The organism is Brevundimonas nasdae (assembly GCF_016654005.1).
Lineage (GTDB): Bacteria > Pseudomonadota > Alphaproteobacteria > Caulobacterales > Caulobacteraceae > Brevundimonas > Brevundimonas nasdae.
Genome location: NZ_JAEPWN010000004.1, coordinates 183,663 through 204,111 on the forward strand (window position 1 = coordinate 183,663; position 20,449 = coordinate 204,111).

The window sequence follows — 20,449 nt, forward strand, 5'->3', positions numbered from 1 at the left end:
CTTTGCGCCTGACGTTGATCGCCGCCGTCACTCTTTGCTCATCCACCGCTCTGCTGGCGGCCTGTGCGGCGACTTCATCCGTTTCGAGCATGGCGGTCCCGCAGGTGCAGGCGCGGTCAGCCCCGTCCGTGACGGTGACGCGCAACGGCGACATCCTGACGGCGGACTATGTCTTCACCCGCGATGCGCCGGTCTGGGCCTTTACGGAATCGGCCCTGATGACCGGCTCGCGCCAACCGTGGCGGCCGACGCAGTGGACGGTCGAAACGCCCGGCGTCGTCATGGAGCGGCACGGCGCCTATGACACCATCCGAAGCCTAGACGGCGGGCCCGTGCCGCGCCATGTCCGCTTCATCATCCGGCCCAGGTCCGTCGATCTGGAGGCGGCCTATCGCACCATAACCTTCTCGGATGGGGCGGTGGCCCTGCCGACGCGCCAATTCGATGTCTTCGCTGTGCGTTCCGTGGCGGAGGCGGCGGCGACGCCCGATGATCTGAACGGTGTGGATGTGGACGGCGGTCCTTCACCCGTCACCTGGCGCGATGCCTCCGGCCCGGTTCTTTATAAGGGCGAACGCCGCGCGAACCTGACCACGACGACCGATCAGAGCTATGTGCTGATGGGGCAGGCGACAGTGACGCGCGGAGATGGGCTGACCACCGTCATGGACCCAAGCCTGCCGTCCTGGATCGGCGAGGAGATCCGCAGCTTCGCCCCGCGTGTCGGCGACTATTACAAGCGCCGCCTCGGCCCGTCAGGCGATGGGGACGAAATCCCGGTTGTCATGGTCGGTTGGAACGGCCCGACCGAACGCATGACCAGCATGGCCGGCAGCGCCCTTTCGTCCCTGATCGTCATGCGGTTTGAGGGTGTTGGCGTGGTCCAGCCCAGCAAACAGGTGCAGGAGCGGTCGCGCTGGTTCATCGGCCATGAGAGCGCGCATTTCTGGCTGGGGCAGGCCGTGCGCTATGAAACGGCGCGGGATATGTGGATCACCGAGGGCGGCGCCGACCTGATGGCGGTGCGGGCGTTGCAGCAGTTCGATCTCGGTTTCGATGTCCGGGCCGAACTGCAGAATGAGGTCAAGGACTGCGCCGCCCTGACCGTGAATAGAGGGGCTGCCGATGCCTCTCAGCGCGGGGAGCACCGTGCCTATTACGCCTGTGGCGCCATCTTCGCGATGGCGGCTGAGGGCGCGCAGAAGAAGCGGACGGGCGGCGACTGGTTCGACTTCCTGCGCGGCCTTATCGACGCCAATCGGGCCGACGGGGTGCTGACGCGCGAGGAATGGCTGTCTGCGCTGACGCGGGTGTCGGGGGACCCGACCTTGCGTCTGGACATCGAACGGCTGCTGGATCAGGGGGCGGCCAACCCGTCCGCCGTCATCGCCCGCCTGTTCGAGCGCACCGGCGTGGCCTTCCGCATGGTCGACGGGCAGGTGGTTCTGACGTGAGGCGTCAGGCGGCGCCGAATGGGTAAGGGCTGACGGACTTGGACCAGTCATCGACAGCCAGAGGGCGGTCGATGGGGGCGGCGGCGCGTTCGGCGCAGGGGTGGCGGTGGCACAGCCGACAAGAGGGGCCGATGGGGGTCACCTCCGGCCGGTCCAGATCAAGGCCGTGGGCATAGACCAATCGGTGTGCGTGGCGCAGTTCACAGCCCAGGCCGACGGCCAGGTCATGGCTTTCGCCGAACCCGTCCTGTCCCTGCCGCTCGACCGTGCGGGCGAAGGTGAACCAGCGCCCTCCATCTGGCGTCTCGATGATCTGGGTGATGATCCGTCCTGGGGTGCGGAAGGCCGAGTGCAGCCGCCAGCGCGGGCAGGCGCCGCCGAAACGGGAGAAGGGAAACGCCCCTGCCGCATACCGCTTGGAGATATTGCCCGCCTGATCGACCCGCATCAAGAAGAACGGCACGCCCCGCGCGGTGGGGCGCGACAGGGTGGTCAGGCGGTGCGCGGCCTGTTCATAGCTGACGCCGAAGCGCGCCTGCAGGCGGGCCAGATCATAGCCGGTGTCCTCCGCCGTGCGCTGAAAGGCGGCGTAGGGCATCAGTATGGCTGCGGCCAGGGTGTTGGTCAGGGCCACCTTCAACAGAGATCGCGTCGCCGCATCAGGCGCGCCCGACGCCTCGACCATCGCGTGCAGGGCCGGGCCATGCTCGACCAGGGCTAGCTGATAGGCGATGGCGAAGGCGCGCGACGACGGCCCCAGCGTCTCTGACAGCAGCAGCCGACGGCGATGCAGGTCATAGCGACGCGTCCATTCCACCATGACATCGGCGGGCAGGGTGCGGACGCCCAGAGCGTGTTTCGCCGCCAGTCGTTGCCGGGCGGCGGGCTCGAACCCGTCGCCGTGCGCAGGCGCGTCCGCCGCCAGAGCGTCCGCCAGCGCCTCGCCCATCTGATCCAGTTCGGCGAAATGATTGCCGCGCGACTGGATATATTCGCGCACCCATTCGGCGGGACTGGTTTCGATCAGGCCTTCGCCGTTCTCTGCAGCCGCGCGCGCCTTGGCCCGTCCGTCGTCAAAGGCCTGATACAGGCGCAACATGGCGTCGGCGACGCCGGGCGCCTCTTCCAGCAACTGCACCAGTTCGTGACGCGGGGCGGACAACCCCTTGAATAGCGGGTCGGCCAGGATTTCGGTCAGGCGGGCCTCATCCGCCGCGCTGCCCTGGTTGAGGGTGCGCAGATCGACGTCGTAGGTGTCTGCCAGACGCAGCAGAAGCTGGGCTGAAACCGGACGCTGGTTGCGTTCTATGTGGTTGAGATAGCTGGGTGAAACGCCGAGGTCCGCCGCCATCGCCGTCTGGGTCAGCGACAGATCGCGCCGCAGCCGCTTCAACCGGGCGCCGAGGAAGAGTTTGCGGTCGGCGGCTGTCTCCATAACGGCAGGATGTCATAATGTGACTCGAAAAGCAAAGTCACGATATGACAAAGTGACTTCTATCTGAGCGTCCTCGCTGTGTCATTCGTGACTTCGGCGTGTTCTTGTCTCCGAGACGGCGGCCTAGGCCGCGCCCTTCGCAGAGACGAGTTCGACCATGACCACCTTCGCCGACCTGGTTCCTTCGCCCGCTGGCCGTTTCGACGGCATCGAGCGCCCGTACACGCCGGAAGATGTCCTGCGTCTGCGCGGATCGGTGCCGATCACCCACACACTGGCGGAACGCGGCGCGAACCGCCTGTGGGAGCTGCTGCACACCGAGCCCTTCATCAACGCCCTGGGCGCCGTCACCGGCAATCAGGCGATGCAGATGGTCCGTGCGGGCCTGAAGGCCATCTATCTGTCGGGCTGGCAGGTCGCCGCTGACGCCAACACGGCCAGCGCCATGTACCCGGACCAGTCGCTGTACCCGGCCAACGCCGCGCCGGAACTGTGCCGCCGCATCAACCGCACCCTGCAGCGCGCCGACCAGATCGAACATGCCGAGGGCGGCGCCAAGCGCGACTGGTTCGCTCCCATCGTCGCCGACGCCGAAGCCGGTTTCGGCGGTCCGCTGAACAGCTTTGAGATCATGAAGGCCTTCATCGAGGCGGGCGCGGCTGGCGTTCACTTCGAGGACCAGCTGGCGTCGGAGAAGAAGTGCGGACACCTGGGCGGCAAGGTCCTGATCCCGACGCAGGCGCATGAGCGCAATCTGGTCGCCGCGCGTCTGGCCGCCGACGTCATGGGCACGCCGACCATCACGGTCGCCCGCACGGACGCCGAATCGGCACAGCTGATCACCTCGGACATCGATGAGCGCGACCAGCCATTCATCGACCGCGAGAACCGCACGCCCGAGGGCTTCTTCCGCCTGAAGGAAGGCACGGGCCTGGACCATTGCATTGCGCGCGGCCTGTCCTACGCCAACATCGCCGACCTGCTGTGGTGGGAGACGTCTCACCCCGATCTGGACGACGCCAAGAAGTTCGCCGAGGCGATCCAGAAGAAGCATCCGGGCAAGCTGATGGCCTACAACTGCTCGCCGTCCTTCAACTGGAAGGCCAAGCTAGACGACGCCACCATCGCCAAGTTCCAGCGTGAGCTGGGCGCCATGGGCTACAAGTTCCAGTTCGTGACCCTGGCGGGCTTCCACGCGCTGAACAACTCGATGTTCGAGCTGGCCGACGGTTATCGCGACCGTGGCATGGCGGCCTACTCCGAGCTGCAGCAGCGCGAGTTCGCCAATGAATCCAGCGGCTACACCGCCACGCGTCACCAGCGCGAAGTCGGCACCGGCTATTTCGACCAGGTCGCCACGGTCATCTCCAACGGCACGTCCTCGACGACGGCGCTGAAGGACTCGACCGAGACCGCCCAGTTCACCACCGCGGCTTAATCAGGAAAGGAACCGCAATGGAACCGCTGACCCGTACTGAATCGATCATCGACTTCTGCCTGGCGCCCCTGGTGCTGGAAGGCGGCTCTGAGGCGGAACGTGAAGTGCGCCGTCGTCTGACGCATGTGCTTCGCACCTATCAGGCCAAGACCGCCACGCCCGTCGCCGTGGACTTCTCGTCCATGCCGTCGCAGGTGATCAACGAAGCCGCCCACGGCTACGAATAGTCTGATTGCGGAAAAGAAAAGGCCCGCTCCGATCGCTCGGGGCGGGCCTTGTCATGTCTGATTTCAACTCGGAGCCGTCATTCCGGGTTCGTCCTTCGGACGCCCCGGAATGACGATCCAAAAGTGAATGTAGATCGCTTCGGTTAGCGGCTTAGTTGCTAGGCGCAGGTGTCCGGGTCGCCGTCGGATCACCGACGGTGATGATCGGTGCATAAACGGCCTGGGTGGCGCAACTGGACAGGTCGCGGGCGACGTGGCGGCCCAGGCAGAACATGTCCTCATAGCTGGGGCGCGAGGCGGCCAGGCACTGGAACAGCATCAGCTTGGACATGTTCAGGCAGAACTCGCTGTTCGGCTCGATCACCAGGGCGTCGGTGTTGGCCTTGGCTTCGTCGCCCGCAGCGCCCAGGGCGGCCAAGGCGGCGATGGCCAGCGAGCGGGTCAGGGCAGGGGTGTAGGGCGGCGCCTTGCGCGAAGGCTCCACCGTCAGGCCCGTTCCGGTGTTTGCGGCGGTGAACAGGCTGGCGGCTTCATTGGCGGAAGGCAGCATGTCGACTGCGGACAGGGTCTTGGCCCCTTCCAGACGCACTTCGCGGTTGGCGATGGGCGTGGTGGCCCAGCGGCGGCGCGGGTCGCGGCGTTCCTGGATCGTATAGGCGTCCTGCTCGATGCCGTCGGCGATTGTGCGCATGGCCACGGCGTCATTGTTGATTGCGGCAGTGATCAGGCCGGCCGCGGCATCGGCGCCGGGCAGGCTGGCGGCATAGGCGGGGTCGGCGACGATCTGGGCGATCACTTGCTGGCGCTGGACAGGATCGACGGCGAACTGACGCACGCCTGCGACGAACTCGGGCGACTGCAGGGCGATGATCGAGCCATAGGCGATCAGGCCGCGCGACAGTTCTTCCGGCTCATACGAAGCGCCCTTGCGGATTTCGGCCTGGATGGATTCTGCGCTGGAGAAGCCGCCGGGCTGGATGGTCTGGGCCTGACGCAGGAAGGCGACATAGATGGAGGCCGCGTCCGCGACACTCTGGTTCAGCGTCACCGGCGGCGGCGGCGGAGGCGGCGGGGCGACGCCCTTGTTCTTGGAGCTGTCAGTGGAGCAGCTGGCCAGTAAGGCGGCGGCGGCGATAGCGGCGACCGTGAGGCCGCGGGTCATGAAGGCCTTGGGCATGGAGGCGCGTCCCAGAACTCGAGGCGCCGGGGGCAGCGCCGATACGGAAAGGCGCATATAACGAACGAAAAGTGGTTATCCGAAGGTTAATCGAACAGCTTGGAGACGGATTCTTCGTTCGCGATCCGTCGGATAGCCTCGCCAATCAGCGGAGCCACTGAAACCGTGCGGATTTTCGGGCAGTTCAAAACTTCGTGGGGTTGCTCGATGGAGTCGGTGATCACCAACTCTTTCAGCGGACCATCGGTGATGCGCTGCACCGCCGGACCCGACAGGACGCCGTGGCTGATGTAGGCCGACACCTCGGTCGCACCCTGTTCGATCAGCGCCTTGGCCGCATTCACCAGGGTGCCGCCCGAATCGACGATGTCGTCGAACAGGATGCAGTGACGGCCAGCCACGTCACCGATGATGTTCATGACCTCGCTCTCGCCCGCCTTGGGACGACGCTTGTCGACGATGGCCAGATCCACGTCCAGGCGGCTGGCCAGCGAGCGGGCGCGGACCACGCCGCCGACATCGGGCGAGACAATCATCAGATTGCCGCGCTGGTAGTTGTCTTTGATGTCTTGGGCCAGAACCGGCGTCGCCACCAGATTGTCGGTCGGGATGTCGAAGAAGCCCTGGATCTGGCCCGCGTGCAGATCCATCGTCAGGACCCGGTCGGCGCCGGCGCGGGTGATCATGTTGGCGACCAGCTTGGCCGAGATGGGCGTGCGGCCGCCGGTTTTACGGTCCTGACGGGCATAGCCGAAATAGGGGACGACAGCCGTGATCCGCCTGGCCGACGCGCGCACCAGGGCGTCGGTGATGATCAGCAGCTCCATCAGATTGTCGTTGGCCGGATAGCTGGTCGACTGAAGGATGAAGACGTCCTCGCCGCGGACGTTCTCCTCGATGACGGTGAAGACCTCGTTGTCGGCGAACCGCTTCACCTGGGCCTTGGTCAGCGGCATATCCAGGTGGTCGGCGATGGCCTGGGACAGTGCGCGGTTAGAGTTGCCTGAGAGCAGCTTCATGGGCCGGTCATCCTTTCGCCGTCATCCGACCCCCATGAACGGACGTCGGTTGGCGCGCTCTTTAGCAGCGACTACGGGCGGGGCAAGCTGCGGAACGACATTTCCTCGGCATGGCGCAGCCTGAAAGCGGATGCTAGAGAACGCCGGATCAGTCTTTCAACAGGTGCGTCCGCACCTTGTCTGCACGTCTATGGGGTCGTCCTTGTTCGCATCCAAGTTCCGTTCCGGCATGGTCCTGCTGGCCGTCGCCGTCGCCGCGATGACGATTTCCGGTTGCGCAGGCAAGGCCAAGCCGCGTCTGGCCTATGAAGAGCGCCCGGTCGAGGCGCTGTACAACACCGGCTATCAACGCCTGCAGCAGCACCGCTGGTCCGACGCCGTCGACTACTTCCAGGAAGTGGAGCGTCAGCACCCCTATTCGGACTGGGCGCGCCGTTCGATCCTGATGCAGGTGTACGCCTATTATCAGAACAACAACTACGCCGACGCCATTGCCGCGGCTGACCGTTTCATCGCCCTGTTCCCCGGCAACCCGTCGGCCGCCTACGCCTTCTACATGAAGGCCGTCTGCAACTTCGAGCAGATCACGGACGTGGGCCGGGACCAGGGCTACGCCAACGCAGCTCTGGCCGGTCTGCGTGATGTGGCCCGCCGCTATCCCGGCACGCCTTTCGCCAGCGACGCTGCGATCAAGATCGACATGGTCAACGATCAGCTGGCCGGCAAGGAAATGAACATCGGCCGCTATTACCAGCGCAACAATCAGCCGTTGGCGGCGCTGAACCGCTACAAGGCCGTCATCGCCAACCCTGATTTCCAGCGCACCTCGCACACCCCGGAAGCCCTCTACCGCCTGGTCGAGGTCAATCTGATGCTGGGTCTGAAGGAAGAGGCGACCCGTAATGGCGCCGTCCTGGGCTACAACTATCCGGGGAGTCCCTGGTACGCTGAGGCCTACGCCCTGCTGACCGAAAACGGCCAGTCGCCGGACAAGGCGCCGGAAGGCAAGCGCGAGAGCTGGCTGCGCCGTCTCATTCCGGGCTGAGTTTGAATTTGGTCGAGCGTGTTGCGGGGAACACCCTTGTGCATCCCCGCGCATCTCTCGATTCTGCCGGTCGTGATCCTGATTCGTTCCGCCGGCTGCTGACCTCATGCTGACCGCCCTTTCCATCCGCGATGTCGTTCTGGTTGACGTGCTCGACCTCGACGTCGACAGCGGCCTGACCGTGCTGACCGGCGAGACGGGGGCGGGCAAGTCGATCATTCTCGACGCCCTGGGTCTGGCGCTGGGCGGGCGCGGGGATGCGGGCCTGGTGCGGTCCGGCGCCAAACAGGCCGTCGCCACCGCCGTCTTCAGCGCCCCCGATGATCCCGATCTTCTGGCCCTGATCGCGGACAAGGGATTCGAGGTCCAGCCGGGCGAAGAGCTGATCCTGCGCCGCGTCCTGTCCGCCGACGGCCGCAGCCGCGCCTATGTGAATGACCAGCCCGCAGGCGTCACCGCCCTGCGCGAGATCGGCGCGGCACTGGTCGAGGTGCATGGCCAGCATGAGACGGTGGGCCTGCTGGATTGGCGCAATCATCGGGGCCTGCTGGACGCCTATGGCGGTCTGCAGCCGCAGCTTTCCGCCGTCGCCGCCGCCTCGACCAAGCTGAAGGCGGCTGAGGCGCGACTGGCCGAACTGAAGGCCCAGGCCGCAGACGCCGCCGCGCGTCTTGAAGAAATCAGCCTGAACCTGTCCGAACTGGATGCGCTGGACCCGCGCGCGGACGAGGAAACCGAACTGGCGGGCGAACGCGCCCTGCTGGGCGCGGCGGAAAAGGCCATCGCCGATCTGGCGGACGCCCGCACCCAACTGGGCGGCGACAAGCTGAGCCAGAAGCTGGGCGCCGCTCTGCGCGCCGTCGAACACGCCCGCCAGAGGGCGGGGCAGGCGGGCGCCGAGGGCGATCACCCCGTCATCCTTAAACTGTCCGCCGCCGTCGAGGCCATCGACCGCACCATGGTCGAGGCCGCAGAGGCCGTCGCCGCCGTGGACGCCGCCGCCGACGCCTTCGACTATGAGCCGGGCCGTCTGGACAAGGCGGAGGAGCGCCTGTTCGCCCTGCGCGCCGCCGCCCGCAAGCTGAACACCACGGTCGACTCCCTGCCCAGCCTTCGCATCCGCCTGCGCGAGCAACTGCGGCTGATCGAGGACGGCGAGGAGGCTCTGACCAACGCCGGGCGCGAAGCGGCCGAGGCTGCAGAATCCTACGATCTGGCCGCCACCTTCCTGACCTCGGCGCGCGAGGCGGCGGCTGATCGCCTGACCGCCGCCGTGATGGGCGAACTGGGGCCGTTGAAGCTGGAGCGGGCGCGTTTCCGCGTGGCGCTGGAGCCGATTGAGGGGCGTCGCGGGCCGGACGGCGTCGAGACCATCCGCTTCCAGATCGCCACCAACGCCGGGACCGATTTCGGCCCGCTAGACGCTATTGCCTCTGGCGGCGAACTGGCGCGTTTCGCCCTCGCCATGAAGGCGGCGCTGGCCAGCCGCGAGGACATGCACCAGCCCGTCATGATCTTTGACGAGGTGGATCAGGGCGTCGGCGGCGCCGTGGCCGAGGCGGTGGGGTCGCGCCTGAAACGCCTGTCGAACGGCGCCCAGGTTCTGGTCGTGACTCACAGCCCGCAGGTCGCCTCGCGCGGTCACGCCCATTGGAAGGTGATGAAGGCCGATCGTGACGGCATGACCACCACCACGGTCGTGGCTCTGGACGACGCCCGCCGCCAGGAAGAGATCGCGCGGATGCTGTCGGGGGCGGAAATCACCGACGAGGCCCGCGCCGCAGCCCGCGCCCTGATCGGCTGATCTGTCTCAGGACAGGCGGTCGCGGAACTCGGTCCAGTCGAAGGCCTTGATCGGCTTCAGTTCATCCGTGGCGCTGTTCCACAGATGGATGGAGGGCAGGGGCACGCCGTTGAAGGTGTTGGTCTTCACCATCGAATAATGGGCCTGATCCAGGAAGGCGATGCGCGTGCCGACGACCGGGCGTTCGGCAAAGACGTAGTCGCCGATGATGTCGCCCGCCAGGCAGGACGGGCCGCCCAGGCGGACGGCGACGCCGTCCTCAAGCTCGCCCAGCATGGCGGGGCGGTAGGGCGCCTCGATCACGTCGGGCATGTGGCAGGTCGCCGAGATGTCGGTGATGCCGACGGGCATGCCGTTGTCGAAGACGTCCAGAACCTCGCCGATCAGGATGCCGGCGTCCAGCGCCACGGCCTCGCCCGGCTCCAGATAGACCTGGACGCCGTGCGTCTGCGACAGGCGGCGCACGAAGGCGACCAGATCGTCGGTCTGATAGTCGGCGCGGGTCACGTGGTGGCCGCCCCCCAAATTGACCCATTTGATCCCGCCCAGCAGGGGCGCCAGCTTCGGCTCCACCGCCGCCCAGATGCGGGCCAGAGGGTTGAAGTCCTGTTCGCACAGGGCATGGATATGCAGGCCGTCCACGCCAATCAGATGTTCGGGCTTCAGCTGCGAAACGGGGAAGCCAAGGCGGGAGCAGGGCTGCGCCGGGTCGTATTTGGCGACCTCGCCCTCGGAATGTTCCGGGTTCAGACGCAGGCCGATCTCGAACACCTGACCCTCGGCGCGGGCCTGGGCGATCAGGTCGGCGAAACGGGCGACCTGGGCGGGGTTGTTGAAGATGACATGGTCCGACAGGCGCAGGATCTCGGGCAGATCCTCGGCGCGGTAGGCGGGGGAATAGGTGGTCAGTTCGCCCTTGTAGAACTGGCGGGCCAGACGGGCCTCCCACAGGCCGGAGGCGCAGACGCCGTCGAGGTATTCGCCGACCACATCGGCCAGCGACCACATCGAAAACGCCTTGAGCGCCAGCAGGACGCGGGCGCCCGACTGGTCGCGCACATCCTTGAGCACGGACAGATTACGCCTGACGGCCGCCTCATCCACCACGAAGGCGGGCGAGGCGACACGGTTCAGGTCAAAATGCGCGAACGCGCCCGGATCTCCGGCCTGGGTTTGCATTCCGTTCTTCCGATCAGAAGGCCAGCGGAGCGTCCAGCTCCTCAACCGTCCAGGGCAGGCCGTGCTTGTTCAGCATGTCCATGAACGGATCGGGGTTCAGCTGCTCGATGTTGAAGACGCCTTCGCCCTTCCACTGGCCGGTCAGCATCAGGGCCGCGCCGATCATGGCGGGGACGCCCGTGGTGTAGCTGACGGCCTGGTTGCCGGTTTCGGCATAGGCTTCTTCGTGGTCGCAGATGTTCTTGACGTAGAAGGTCTTCTGAACGCCGTCCTTCTGGCCGGTGGCGATGGTGCCGATGTTCGTCTTGCCCTTGGTGATCGGGCCCAACGAAGCCGGTTCCGGCAGCAGGGCCTTCAGGAACTCGATCGGGATGATCTCGCGGCCCTGGAACTGCATCGGCTCGATCGAGGTCATGCCAACGTTCTCCAGCACTTCCAGGTGCTTGAGGTAGCTGTCGCCGAAGGTCATCCAGAAGCGGATGCGTTTGATTTCCGGGTAGAACTTGGCCAGCGACTCCAGTTCCTCATGGTACATGAGGTACATGTTCTTGGGGCCGACGCCTTCGAAGTTGAACTCCTGCTTATGGCTCAGGGCCGGGCCTTCGACCCACTGGCCGTTTTCCCAGTGACGCGAGTTGGCGGTCACTTCACGCAGGTTGATTTCCGGGTTGAAGTTGGTGGCGAAGGGCAGGCCCGTGTCGCCGCCGTTGCAGTCCAGGATGTCGAGGGTGTCGATCCGGTCCAGCAGGTGCTTCTTGGTGTAGGTGGCGAAGACCGAGGTCACGCCGGGGTCGAAGCCCGAACCCAGCAGCGCCATCAGACCGGCTTCCTTGAAGCGGTCCTGGTAGGCCCACTGCCACTTGTATTCGAACTTGGCCTCGTCGCGCGGCTCGTAGTTGGCGGTGTCGAGATAGTTCACGCCGGCGGCCAGGCAGGCGTCCATGATCGACAGGTCCTGATAGGGCAGGGCCAGGTTCACGACCAGCGCAGGCTTGACCGACTGGATCAGGGCCGTGGTCGCCGCCACGTCATCGGCATCGATGGCCGCAGTGTCGATGGAAACGCCAAAGCGCGTCTTCACGGATTCGGCGATGGCGTCGCACTTGGACTTGGTGCGGCTCGCCAGGGTGATGTGCGAGAACACATCCGTATTCATCGCCATCTTGTGGACGGCGACCGAACTGACGCCGCCTGCGCCGATAACCAGCACCCTGCTCATGTGTGGCTTCTCCCGAAGTGTGAAAACTCTGGCGACATCGCCGCCGCCTATAAAGGGCGCGGCTCATAGCACGGTGATGACAGGATCGCTAACAAACTCGTGCCCGGTTTGTTTCAATGGCGCACTGCGGTGACGCGCCGCAGCCGGTTGCCGCATCGAATGTCGCCGGTCATGACGTTTTCGAGGCGATTACGCGTTCCGTGGGTGGACGGTGCGCCCAGATGCAGGTGATGACGCTGCCCACGACCAGAACCATCGCGCCATATTCCAGCGCGGTCGGCAGGCGCTGCTCCCACAGGAAGCCGTAGAGCAGGGCGAACAGGGTCTCGAACAGGATCATCTGCCCCACCAGCGTCAGCGGCAGAAGGCGGCTCATCTTATTCCACAGGGCGTTGCCGACGATGGAGGCCAGCAGGGCCATGCCGCTGACGACGGCGATGAAGCGCATCCATTCATCGGCCGCGAAATGGCCGGGGCGGATCAGGAAGGCCGGAATGGCGATCACCAGGGCCAGCGCGCCGGTGACCACGCCGGTCAGCAGGCTCCAGTCCTGGCCGGTGACATGGGGCAGGCGCGCCAGCCAGCGACTGTTGCTGACGGCATAGGCGGTCCATGAGCCGAGGGCCGCAAAGGCGCAGGCCAGACCGATCAACTGCCCCTTCATCTCGCCCGGCGCCGTTCCGCCCAGCGACTGCCAGCCGACCAGACCCACGCCCGCCGCCGACATCAACAGCGATGGGGCCAGTCTGGCGAAGGGGACGGCGCCCTTGTCGCGGCTGCCGATGATGGTCACCGCCACCGGCAGGAAGCCGATCACCAGCGAGGTCATGGCCACCCCGCCGAACTGAACCGCGCTGGCCAGGAAGATATAATAGATGATGTTGCCCAAAAGGCTGAGCACGATCAGCGCCCGCCATTCCTTCGCGCCGATCAGGGCCGACAGCCGCTTCCACTGCGGGGCGATCAGGGCGGCGGCGATGACGCCATAGGCCAGGAAGCGGCCCGCCGCGAGCTGCATTCCGTTGAACGGCCGCGCCAGTTCCGGGGCGACAAAGACCACGCCCCACAGGGCCCCCGCCGCCATGCCGCAGAGAAGGCCCAGAATGATCCTGTTGGTCGATGGCATTGATGACGCTCCGTTTCGGAGACGCCCAATATCCGCTCCTTGGCCCGCGATCTTGATCCAGGCTGCTGATCTTTAGACCGGGGCTCCTGTCTGGTCAGCCCGTGGTCAGGCGCGACAGGCGGCGATAGGCGGCGGGGGTGACGTCCATGCTTTTACGCATGGCCCGGGTCAGGGCGCTTTGATCCGAATAGCCCGCGCGATAGGCCAGTTCGGAGATCGGCAGTTCTGTCTGCGCCAGCCAGCGCGCGGCCTGTTTCAGGCGGATGTCGGCCAGGGCCGCAGCGGGCGTGGTCCGAAGTCGTTCACGGAACAGAGCGTGCAGGCGGCTGGCGCTGACCCCGACGCGTTCAGCCATGCGCTCGACCGTCCAGTCAGCGCCCGGCTCGGCCTCCATCCGCGCCAGCAGGCCGTCCAGCCGCGAGGTGGCCGAGGGCGAGCCCGTGGTCAGGGCGTCCAGCAGCAGGGGCGTCCAGTGGCTCAATGCCTGGGCTGACGGCGCCGCGCCGGACGCGGTCATCAGGCCCATATAGTCGACCAGTTTGCCCGCCAGCGGGTTCAGGGTCAGGAAAGCCCCCGCCGCGAGAGCGTCGCTGGCCTGGGGCGACGCCGACGACAGGTCCAGATCCAGGATCAGAGACATATTGGGCTGGCGGCCTTCCTGGGAATGGCGCTCGCCCACGCCGACAAAGGCGGCGCGTCCCGGCATCAAGGGGGCCTGGCGTCCGTTCACGTCGATCTCCAGAAACCCCGACAGCGGCAGGACCAGTTGGCCGAAATCGTGCCGGTGCTCGCCGTGATCGGCGCCGTAGGACCGGACGCTGAGCCCCAGCGCCATCGGCTTTTGATCAGATGCGCCGGTCAGGATCGACATGGCGGCAATCTATCACAGGCGGCCAGGGCGCGCAGCCGCCCCTATGTTCCCTTGGCGGCGCCCAGATGGTCGACGCCGCGCGTACGGGCGATCTCGATCTGGCGCTGGCGTTCGGCATAGCGCAGCCGCTGTTCGTCATCGCGCGTGTCACGGCAGCGTTCGCAGCAGACGCCCTCGATGAAGTGGGGAGAGGCGCGGCCCGCCTCATCGACCGGCAGGCGGCAGGCGCGGCATAGGCTGTGCGGACCCTGAACCAGACCGTGTCCCACGGACACCCGCTCGTCGAAGACGAAACAATCGCCGCGCCACAGGCTGTCGGCCTGATCAACCTCTTCCAGATAGCGCAGGATGCCGCCCTCCAGATGATGGACGTTCTCGACCCCCTCGGCCTTCAGGAAGGCGGTGGACTTCTCACAGCGGATGCCGCCGGTGCAGTACATGGCGACCCGCTTGGGCTGGGTCTGCTCCATCAGGGCGCGGCCCTCGGTGCGGAACCAGTCGGGGAAGTCGCGGAAGCTTTTCGTATTGGGCTGAACCGCGCCCTCGAAGGCGCCGATCTCGCCTTCGTAATCATTGCGGGTGTCGATGATCAGGGTGTCCGGATCGGCGATCAGGGCGTTCCAGTCGGTCGGCGAGACATAGACCCCCGCCTGACGCGCCGGGTCCAGATCGGGCTGGCCCATGGTGACGATCTCGGCCTTCACGCGGACCTTCAGCCGCAGGAAGGGCATGTCGCCGGTCCAGGCGTATTTGACATCCAGATCGGCGAAACCGGGCAGGGCGCGAATGGCAGCCAGAACGGCCTCGATGCCCGCTTGCGGCCCCGCGATGGTGCCGTTCAGACCCTCATGCGCGACCAGCAGCGTGCCGCGCACCCCGCCCGCCTCGCAGGCGGCGAACAGGGCGTCGCGCACTGCCTCGCGGTCGGTGATGGGGCTGAACCGATAAAGGGCGGCGACGCGGATGTCGCCCTGCGTCGTCGGCATGGTCTGGTGGTCGGGAAGGGAGGACATGGCGCGAGCAGATACTCCGACCGCCGGGTTTGGACAAACCCGGCGTCAGACGCCCAGAATCCAGCCTTCTTCCTGCTCGACCTGTTCGATCAGTTCCGGCGTCGCCGATGCGGGCGGCGCGAACTTGCCCGCCAGATCGCCCGCTTCGTCCAGCAGGGCGAGGGCCTCGGCGGTCGTGCGGACCTGGGCCTGATCCTTGTATTCGCCGTCATTCGGCTTGGCGTTGAACATCGAGGGCCAGACCTCGACCACCAGGGCCGACAGCGGCTCGACGTCATCCGGGGTCAGGGCGCGCCAGCCGGTGCCGAACGGCCAGACGGCGCCGGACGGGCCGAGGCTTTCCAACAGGCGGCGCACAGCCGGAATGCCGACCAGGGTCTGTCCGCCCACAGCGCCCGCGCCGTGCATCTGCCAGACGCTCTTGGGCTGGAGCCGTCCCTTGCGGGCGGCGTCCTCGGTGGCGCGGAACTCTGGGATGTCTGCGCCCGCGCCCGCCGGGGGCTTGGTCGTGGTCAGCCAACGCTGGGCCTGTTTGGCAGGCGCCCCCCACAGGGGCCAGGCCTCGTCCGTCATCAGACGGTTCATCTTGGCCGCGACCTGATAGCGGTTGTTGGTGTTGTCGGCCTTGTCCACGATGTTGGACGCGATGAATTTCCACATCGCCTGCCACGGCGCGCCCTCCAGCTTCAGCCGCTGGGCCGTGCCTTTGGGGTATCCGAAGTTGAAGTCCAGCCCGACTAGAACCCGGTCGCCGCGCTTGCGATGTTCGGCCAGAATGCTGGCCAGCAGGGCCTCGCCTTCCGCGCGCGTCGCGACGTTGTGCGTCTCGGTGTAGAGACGGAAACGCACATCGCGTTTGGCCACGCCGATCCACAGGGACGTATCGCCCAGCTTCTTGTTTTCAGCAGCGGTCCAGTCGGCGACGACATAGGCGTCGAAAAGGCGGGCCAAGGCGGCCTCCCAAATAAAAAGGCGTATAGTACAATGAACTGGCGCTTCTAACGTCCCATCGTGACAATCGAAAGAGGGGATTGTCGCCGATGAAACCGAACGGGCGTCGGCCGTGCCCGGTTGGGGATTTTAGCCCTTGAGCAAGGCTTCCAGATGCGACAGCCAGCGCCGTCCCAATCTCAAGGCCTCGCCAGGCGATCCGACCTGACCCGCGAACGTCGCATCCCATAACGCCAGTTCAAACTCGGGGTTGCGCGCGTCGGCGAACATCAGCCGCAGCACCACCTGTTCGGCGTCGGGCGCCAGGACATCCAGCGACTTGCGCACCTCGCCCCGACGCACCCGTGCGACCACATGGCCGTCGACAATGATCTCTCCGCCGTCCACCTCGTCAAACAGATAGGCCAGTCCGTGGGCGCCGTTGGCCCAGAGTATGACCACCTGTTCTTCGTCAAAGTTCAGGGCGCAAGCCTTGCCTTCGCCGGGCGACATGGTTTCGACTTCGGGTGCGCCGCCTATGGCTTTCAGAAGGGCGCGGTGCAGACGACGCGGCGGCTCCATCCACCACGAAAAGGCCAGGGCCACGGTCGTCAGCAGGGCGGCCGCCAGGGCGACCAGCAACACGACACGCAGCGCATCCGCCATGTCCGTCAGGCCTCCAGATCGAGATCAACCACCACCGGCACGTGGTCGCTGGGCTTGTCCATGTCGCGCGCGTCGCGGTGGGTCTCGATGCTGCGGAAACGGTCTGCGGCCTGCGGAGACAGCAGGGCGAAGTCGATGCGGATGCCATGGTCGCGCTGCCAGGCGCCCGCCTGATAGTCCCAGAAGGTGTAGGTCCCCGCCGGTTCGTCGCCCAGTGCGTGGGAATCGGCCAGGCCAAGATTCTTCAGCGCGCGGAAGGCCTGGCGGCTTTCGGGCTGGAACAGGGCGTCGCCGGTCCATGCGGACGGGTTCTTGGCGTCCACGGCCTCGGGGATGACATTATAGTCGCCGCACAGGGCCAGCGGCTCTTCGAACTTCAGAAGTTCGCGGGCATGGGCGTTCAGCCGGTCGAACCAGGCCAGCTTGTAGGCGAATTTCTCCGTGCCCAGCGGATTGCCGTTCGGCAGATAGATGGCCGCCACGCGGATGGGGCGGGGGCCTTCGACCACGGCTTCCAGATAGCGGGCCTGTTCGTCGGCTTCATCGCCCGGCAGGCCGCGCCGCACGTCCGACAGCGGGTGCTTCGACAGCAGGGCCACGCCGTTATAGCTCTTCTGGCCATGGGTCTCGACGTTGTAGCCCAGGCTCTCGAAGGCCTCGCGCGGGAACTTTTCATCGACGCATTTGATCTCCTGGAAACAGGCCACGTCGGGCTTTGCCTGTTCCAGCCACGCCAGCACGGTGGGCAGGCGGGCGTTGACGGAGTTCACGTTCCAAGTGGCGATGCGCATGACGGCGAGGCTAGGCTGCGTCACGGTTCGGGAAAAGAGGCCGTGACACAAAAAGGGCCGCCGGATCGCTCCGACGGCCCTTCATGCAGTGATTTGGAGCTGCTGCCCTTACGGACGGCCGCCCGCCGGAGCAGCGGCCGGGGCAGGCGTCAGGGTGCAGCCGCCGCCGATCTGCTGGGCGGTGGCGCAGGGATAGACCTGCTGTACGACGCGTTCGGCGTTGGTGCGGGCGATGAAGCCGTCGCCAGCCGCGCACTTGGCTTCATAGAACATGCCGTTGGCGTTCTGGCCCATCAGGCGGGCTTCAGTGACGTCGCAGGCGGCGGCGTCAGAGCCTGCCAGCCACTTCTTGACCGAGGCGGCGATCTCGCCCGCCGTCGTCAGGCGGCAGGTTCCGCGCTCGGCCAGAACCTGAATGCATTCGGTCTTCTGCCAGGCGTTGTCGATCTTCTTGATCCAGTAGCCCTGTTCGCCAGAGCAGCCGATCTCATAGACGATGGCGCCTTCGTTGGACTTGCCGATGACGCTGGCGTCATCAACCGTGCAGGGCACGCCCGCTTGCTGGGCGTATTCACGCAGGAAACGCTGGGTGTCCAGGTTGGCGGCGATCGTGCACTGCGGCCCGACATCCGCCGCCGGGTTCGACGCGCGCAGGGTGGCGGCGGAATGGGCCAGGACGACGCAGTCGGTCACATTGGGCGGGGTCTTCGTTTCGATGATGTATCCCGGACCGGCGGCGCAGGCCATTTCGTACACCGACGTCCGTTCCGCCGTCGTGCCCAGAAGCTTGGCTTCAGTCACCTGGCAGCCGGTGTTGGCCAGAGTGGCCTGTTCCTGAGCGGCGGCCTGGATCTGTTCAGGCGTCATCTGCGGCGCGCGGCCGCGGTCGCGTCCTGCACGGCCGCTGGCGGGGGCTCGGGTTGCTTCGCGGGTTCCATCCGGCTGGGTTTGTGCTGCGACAGGGGCGACGGACGCGGCGCTGAAGGCCAGTGCGAGCAGCACGGCTGCGATGCGTAGTTTCATAGGAAACACCTTGGGGGCTGTGTCTTCGAAACTTTCGTGTGCCGACCTATTGGTTCGGGGTCAAGGCGTGGGTGGACGTGGCCACGACATCCGGCATAGAGTTCGTTAGTTGCGATTGGAGACGGACTTGCCCGACGGCGCCCAGAAACACGAAATGGCTGGTGAACGACGCGGCCCGAACTATCCGGTTCTGGAGGTTCCCGTTCCGGGGGCGGTGACAGAGGTTGCGCCTGGCGTCCTGTGGATGCGCCTGCCGCTGCCGTTCCAGCTGGATCACGTCAACGTCTATGCCGTGGCGGATGGCGCGGGCTGGGTGATCATCGACACCGGACTGAAGACCGGAGTGTCGATCAAGGCCTGGTCCGAGGCGCTGGCGGGGCCTTTGGGCGGACGGCCAGTCACGCGGATCATCTGCACCCACATGCATCCCGATCACATCGGCCTGGCGGGTTGGTTGTGCGAACGCACGGGCGCGCCGCTGCTGATGTCCCAGATCGAGTATCTGACCGGACGCATGCTGGCGGCGGAGGAGGGGGGCGACGCGCCTGCCGAGGGCGAGGTCTTCTATCGCGCCGCCGGATGGAGCGAGGAGCAGATCGCCAAATGGCGGGCGGAGTATGGGGGATTCGCCAAGGGTGTTTCGCCGATCCCGCGCGGCTATCAGCGCCTGAGCGAGGGCGACGTCCTGACCATCGGCGCCGACGAATGGACGGTGGTGGTCGGGTCCGGCCACAGCCCTGAGCACGTCTGTCTGTGGCGCAAATCAGATGATGTCTTCATCGCCGGGGATCAGATTCTGCCGCGCATCTCGTCCAATGTATCGGTCTGGCCGACCGAAGCGGATGCCGATCCGCTAGGCGACTGGATGGACTCGATCGAGAAACTGCGCGCTCTGCTGCCGGAAGGCGCCTTCATCCTGCCTGCGCATGGCGAGCCGTTCTATGGCGTTCACCCGCGGCTGGACGCCCTGAAGCGTGGACATGAGACGGCGTTGAAACGGCTTGATCGGACCTTGGGGAAACCGGCTAGGGTCATTGACGCCTTCCCGGCGGTGTTCGGTCGCACCATCGGGGATGCGGTGCTGGGCATGGCTACGGGCGAGGCCCAGGCGCATCTGAACTATCTGGAACGGCGGGGCCGCGCGCGGCGCACGCGCGATGAAAACGGCGTCGACTGGTGGTCGGCGACGGACAAGAACGAGGAAACGACATGAGCGAACATATCCGCACTGAACTGTCGGATGGCGTGCTGAGCGTCACCCTGAGCCGGGCCGACAAGAAGAACGCCATCACCCAGGCGATGTACGCCGCCCTGTCGGACGCGATGGAGCGGGCCAAGGCCGATGACGCCATTCGCGCGGTGCTGCTGCGCGCCGAGGGCGACAGCTTCTCGGCCGGCAATGATATCGGCGACTTCATCGCCATCGGTTCACAGACCGAAAAGCCGTTCGATATGTCGGTGTTCCGGTACCTGAAGTCGCTGGCTGATCTGGACAAGCCGCTGGTGGCGGCGGTGAAGGGGCGGGCGGTCGGCATCGGCCTGACCATGCTGCTGCATTGCGATCTGGTGGTGGTGGCCGATGACGCCCTGCTGTCGGTTCCGTTCGTCAATCTGGCCCTGGCGCCCGAGGCGGCGTCCAGCCTGCTGCTTCCGGCGGCCATCGGTCATCAGCGCGCGTTTGAACTGTTCGCCCTGGGCGAGGTGATCGACGGCAAGACGGCGCTTTCGTGGGGATTGGCCAACCGCGCGGTTCCGGCGGGCGATGTCGATGCGGCGGCGGCGGAACTGGCGGCCAAGGTGGCGGCGCGCGCGCCGAACTCGATCCGCAAGACCAAACGCCTGATGCGCGACGCCGAGGCCCTGTGGGTTCTGATGCAGCGCGAGGGCGAAGCCTTTGGCTCGCAGATGAAGAGCCCCGAGGCGATGGAGGCCTTCACCGCCTTCACCCAGAAGCGGGCGCCGGACTTCTCCAAGCTGGGCTGATCGCGGTCGCGCCTTGATTTGGCGCTGCTTTGGTCCTAGGTGCGCGCGC

General features: G+C 66.1%; 19 protein-coding genes. 7 read left to right on the top strand and 12 right to left on the bottom strand.

What is annotated here, in order from left to right:
• Positions 1–2 precede the first annotated feature (2 nt).
• Complete coding sequence (locus JKF87_RS08175) at positions 3–1,454, top strand: gluzincin family metallopeptidase (protein ID WP_201099289.1); 1,452 nt, start codon at positions 3–5, stop codon at positions 1,452–1,454.
• Positions 1,455–1,458: 4 nt separating this feature from the next.
• Here the strand turns inward: JKF87_RS08175 and JKF87_RS08180 are convergent, their stop codons facing one another.
• The gene (locus JKF87_RS08180) at positions 1,459–2,889 is read right to left on the bottom strand and encodes a helix-turn-helix domain-containing protein (protein WP_201099291.1); all 1,431 of its coding nucleotides are present in this window, start codon (positions 2,887–2,889) and stop codon (positions 1,459–1,461) included.
• Positions 2,890–3,046: 157 nt separating this feature from the next.
• Here JKF87_RS08180 and aceA point away from each other — a divergent pair, with 157 nt between their 5' ends.
• Positions 3,047–4,327 carry an isocitrate lyase gene (gene aceA, locus JKF87_RS08185; RefSeq protein WP_201099293.1) on the top strand — a complete coding sequence of 427 codons (1,281 nt, stop codon included), beginning with the start codon at positions 3,047–3,049 and terminating at the stop codon, positions 4,325–4,327.
• Between the two features lie 17 nt (positions 4,328–4,344).
• On the top strand, positions 4,345–4,554 hold the full coding sequence (locus JKF87_RS08190; protein ID WP_201099295.1) for a hypothetical protein: 210 nt from the start codon (positions 4,345–4,347) through the stop codon (positions 4,552–4,554).
• Positions 4,555–4,705: 151 nt separating this feature from the next.
• Here JKF87_RS08190 and JKF87_RS08195 read toward each other — a convergent pair whose 3' ends face one another.
• Positions 4,706–5,731 (bottom strand): hypothetical protein, encoded by a 1,026-nt coding sequence (locus JKF87_RS08195; RefSeq protein WP_201099297.1) that lies wholly within the window; start codon positions 5,729–5,731, stop codon positions 4,706–4,708.
• Positions 5,732–5,817: 86 nt separating this feature from the next.
• Entirely contained in the window at positions 5,818–6,750 is a 933-nt protein-coding gene (locus tag JKF87_RS08200) for a ribose-phosphate pyrophosphokinase (protein ID WP_201099299.1), read from the bottom strand.
• Between the two features lie 190 nt (positions 6,751–6,940).
• On the opposite strand from JKF87_RS08200, the gene JKF87_RS08205 reads away from it, so the two are divergent.
• Entirely contained in the window at positions 6,941–7,795 is an 855-nt protein-coding gene (locus JKF87_RS08205) for an outer membrane protein assembly factor BamD (protein ID WP_201099502.1), read from the top strand.
• Between the two features lie 106 nt (positions 7,796–7,901).
• Positions 7,902–9,599, top strand: coding sequence for a DNA repair protein RecN (recN, locus tag JKF87_RS08210; protein ID WP_201099301.1), 1,698 nt, complete (start codon positions 7,902–7,904; stop codon positions 9,597–9,599).
• 6 nt (positions 9,600–9,605) lie between these two features.
• On the opposite strand, the gene JKF87_RS08215 is transcribed toward recN, so the two are convergent.
• The 9 genes from JKF87_RS08215 to JKF87_RS08255 form a co-directional block, all read right to left on the bottom strand.
• Positions 9,606–10,778, bottom strand: coding sequence for a carboxynorspermidine decarboxylase (locus JKF87_RS08215; protein ID WP_201099303.1), 1,173 nt, complete (start codon positions 10,776–10,778; stop codon positions 9,606–9,608).
• 13 nt (positions 10,779–10,791) lie between these two features.
• A complete protein-coding gene (locus tag JKF87_RS08220; RefSeq protein ID WP_201099305.1) occupies positions 10,792–11,997 on the bottom strand; it encodes a saccharopine dehydrogenase family protein in 1,206 nt (401 codons plus the stop codon).
• Positions 11,998–12,166: 169 nt separating this feature from the next.
• On the bottom strand, positions 12,167–13,123 hold the full coding sequence (locus JKF87_RS08225; protein ID WP_201099307.1) for a DMT family transporter: 957 nt from the start codon (positions 13,121–13,123) through the stop codon (positions 12,167–12,169).
• 94 nt (positions 13,124–13,217) lie between these two features.
• A complete protein-coding gene (locus JKF87_RS08230) occupies positions 13,218–13,994 on the bottom strand; it encodes a helix-turn-helix transcriptional regulator (RefSeq protein WP_201099309.1) in 777 nt (258 codons plus the stop codon).
• A gap of 41 nt (positions 13,995–14,035) precedes the next feature.
• Positions 14,036–15,007 carry an oxygen-dependent tRNA uridine(34) hydroxylase TrhO gene (gene trhO / locus JKF87_RS08235; protein WP_236261210.1) on the bottom strand — a complete coding sequence of 324 codons (972 nt, stop codon included), beginning with the start codon at positions 15,005–15,007 and terminating at the stop codon, positions 14,036–14,038.
• Between the two features lie 45 nt (positions 15,008–15,052).
• A complete protein-coding gene (locus tag JKF87_RS08240; RefSeq protein ID WP_201099310.1) occupies positions 15,053–15,958 on the bottom strand; it encodes a cobalamin biosynthesis protein CbiG in 906 nt (301 codons plus the stop codon).
• Between the two features lie 129 nt (positions 15,959–16,087).
• Positions 16,088–16,603 carry a hypothetical protein gene (locus JKF87_RS08245; protein WP_201099312.1) on the bottom strand — a complete coding sequence of 172 codons (516 nt, stop codon included), beginning with the start codon at positions 16,601–16,603 and terminating at the stop codon, positions 16,088–16,090.
• Between the two features lie 5 nt (positions 16,604–16,608).
• Positions 16,609–17,394, bottom strand: a complete 786-nt coding sequence (gene xth, locus JKF87_RS08250) for an exodeoxyribonuclease III (protein WP_201099314.1) — start codon at positions 17,392–17,394, stop codon at positions 16,609–16,611.
• A gap of 108 nt (positions 17,395–17,502) precedes the next feature.
• Positions 17,503–18,417 (bottom strand): hypothetical protein, encoded by a 915-nt coding sequence (locus JKF87_RS08255; protein ID WP_201099316.1) that lies wholly within the window; start codon positions 18,415–18,417, stop codon positions 17,503–17,505.
• Between the two features lie 127 nt (positions 18,418–18,544).
• Between JKF87_RS08255 and JKF87_RS08260 the strand changes: the two genes are divergently transcribed.
• Positions 18,545–19,630, top strand: a complete 1,086-nt coding sequence (locus tag JKF87_RS08260) for an MBL fold metallo-hydrolase (RefSeq protein ID WP_236261211.1) — start codon at positions 18,545–18,547, stop codon at positions 19,628–19,630.
• Complete coding sequence (locus JKF87_RS08265) at positions 19,627–20,400, top strand: enoyl-CoA hydratase (RefSeq protein WP_201099318.1); 774 nt, start codon at positions 19,627–19,629, stop codon at positions 20,398–20,400. The genes JKF87_RS08260 and JKF87_RS08265 overlap by 4 nt, the downstream gene beginning before the upstream one ends.
• Positions 20,401–20,449 lie beyond the last annotated feature (49 nt).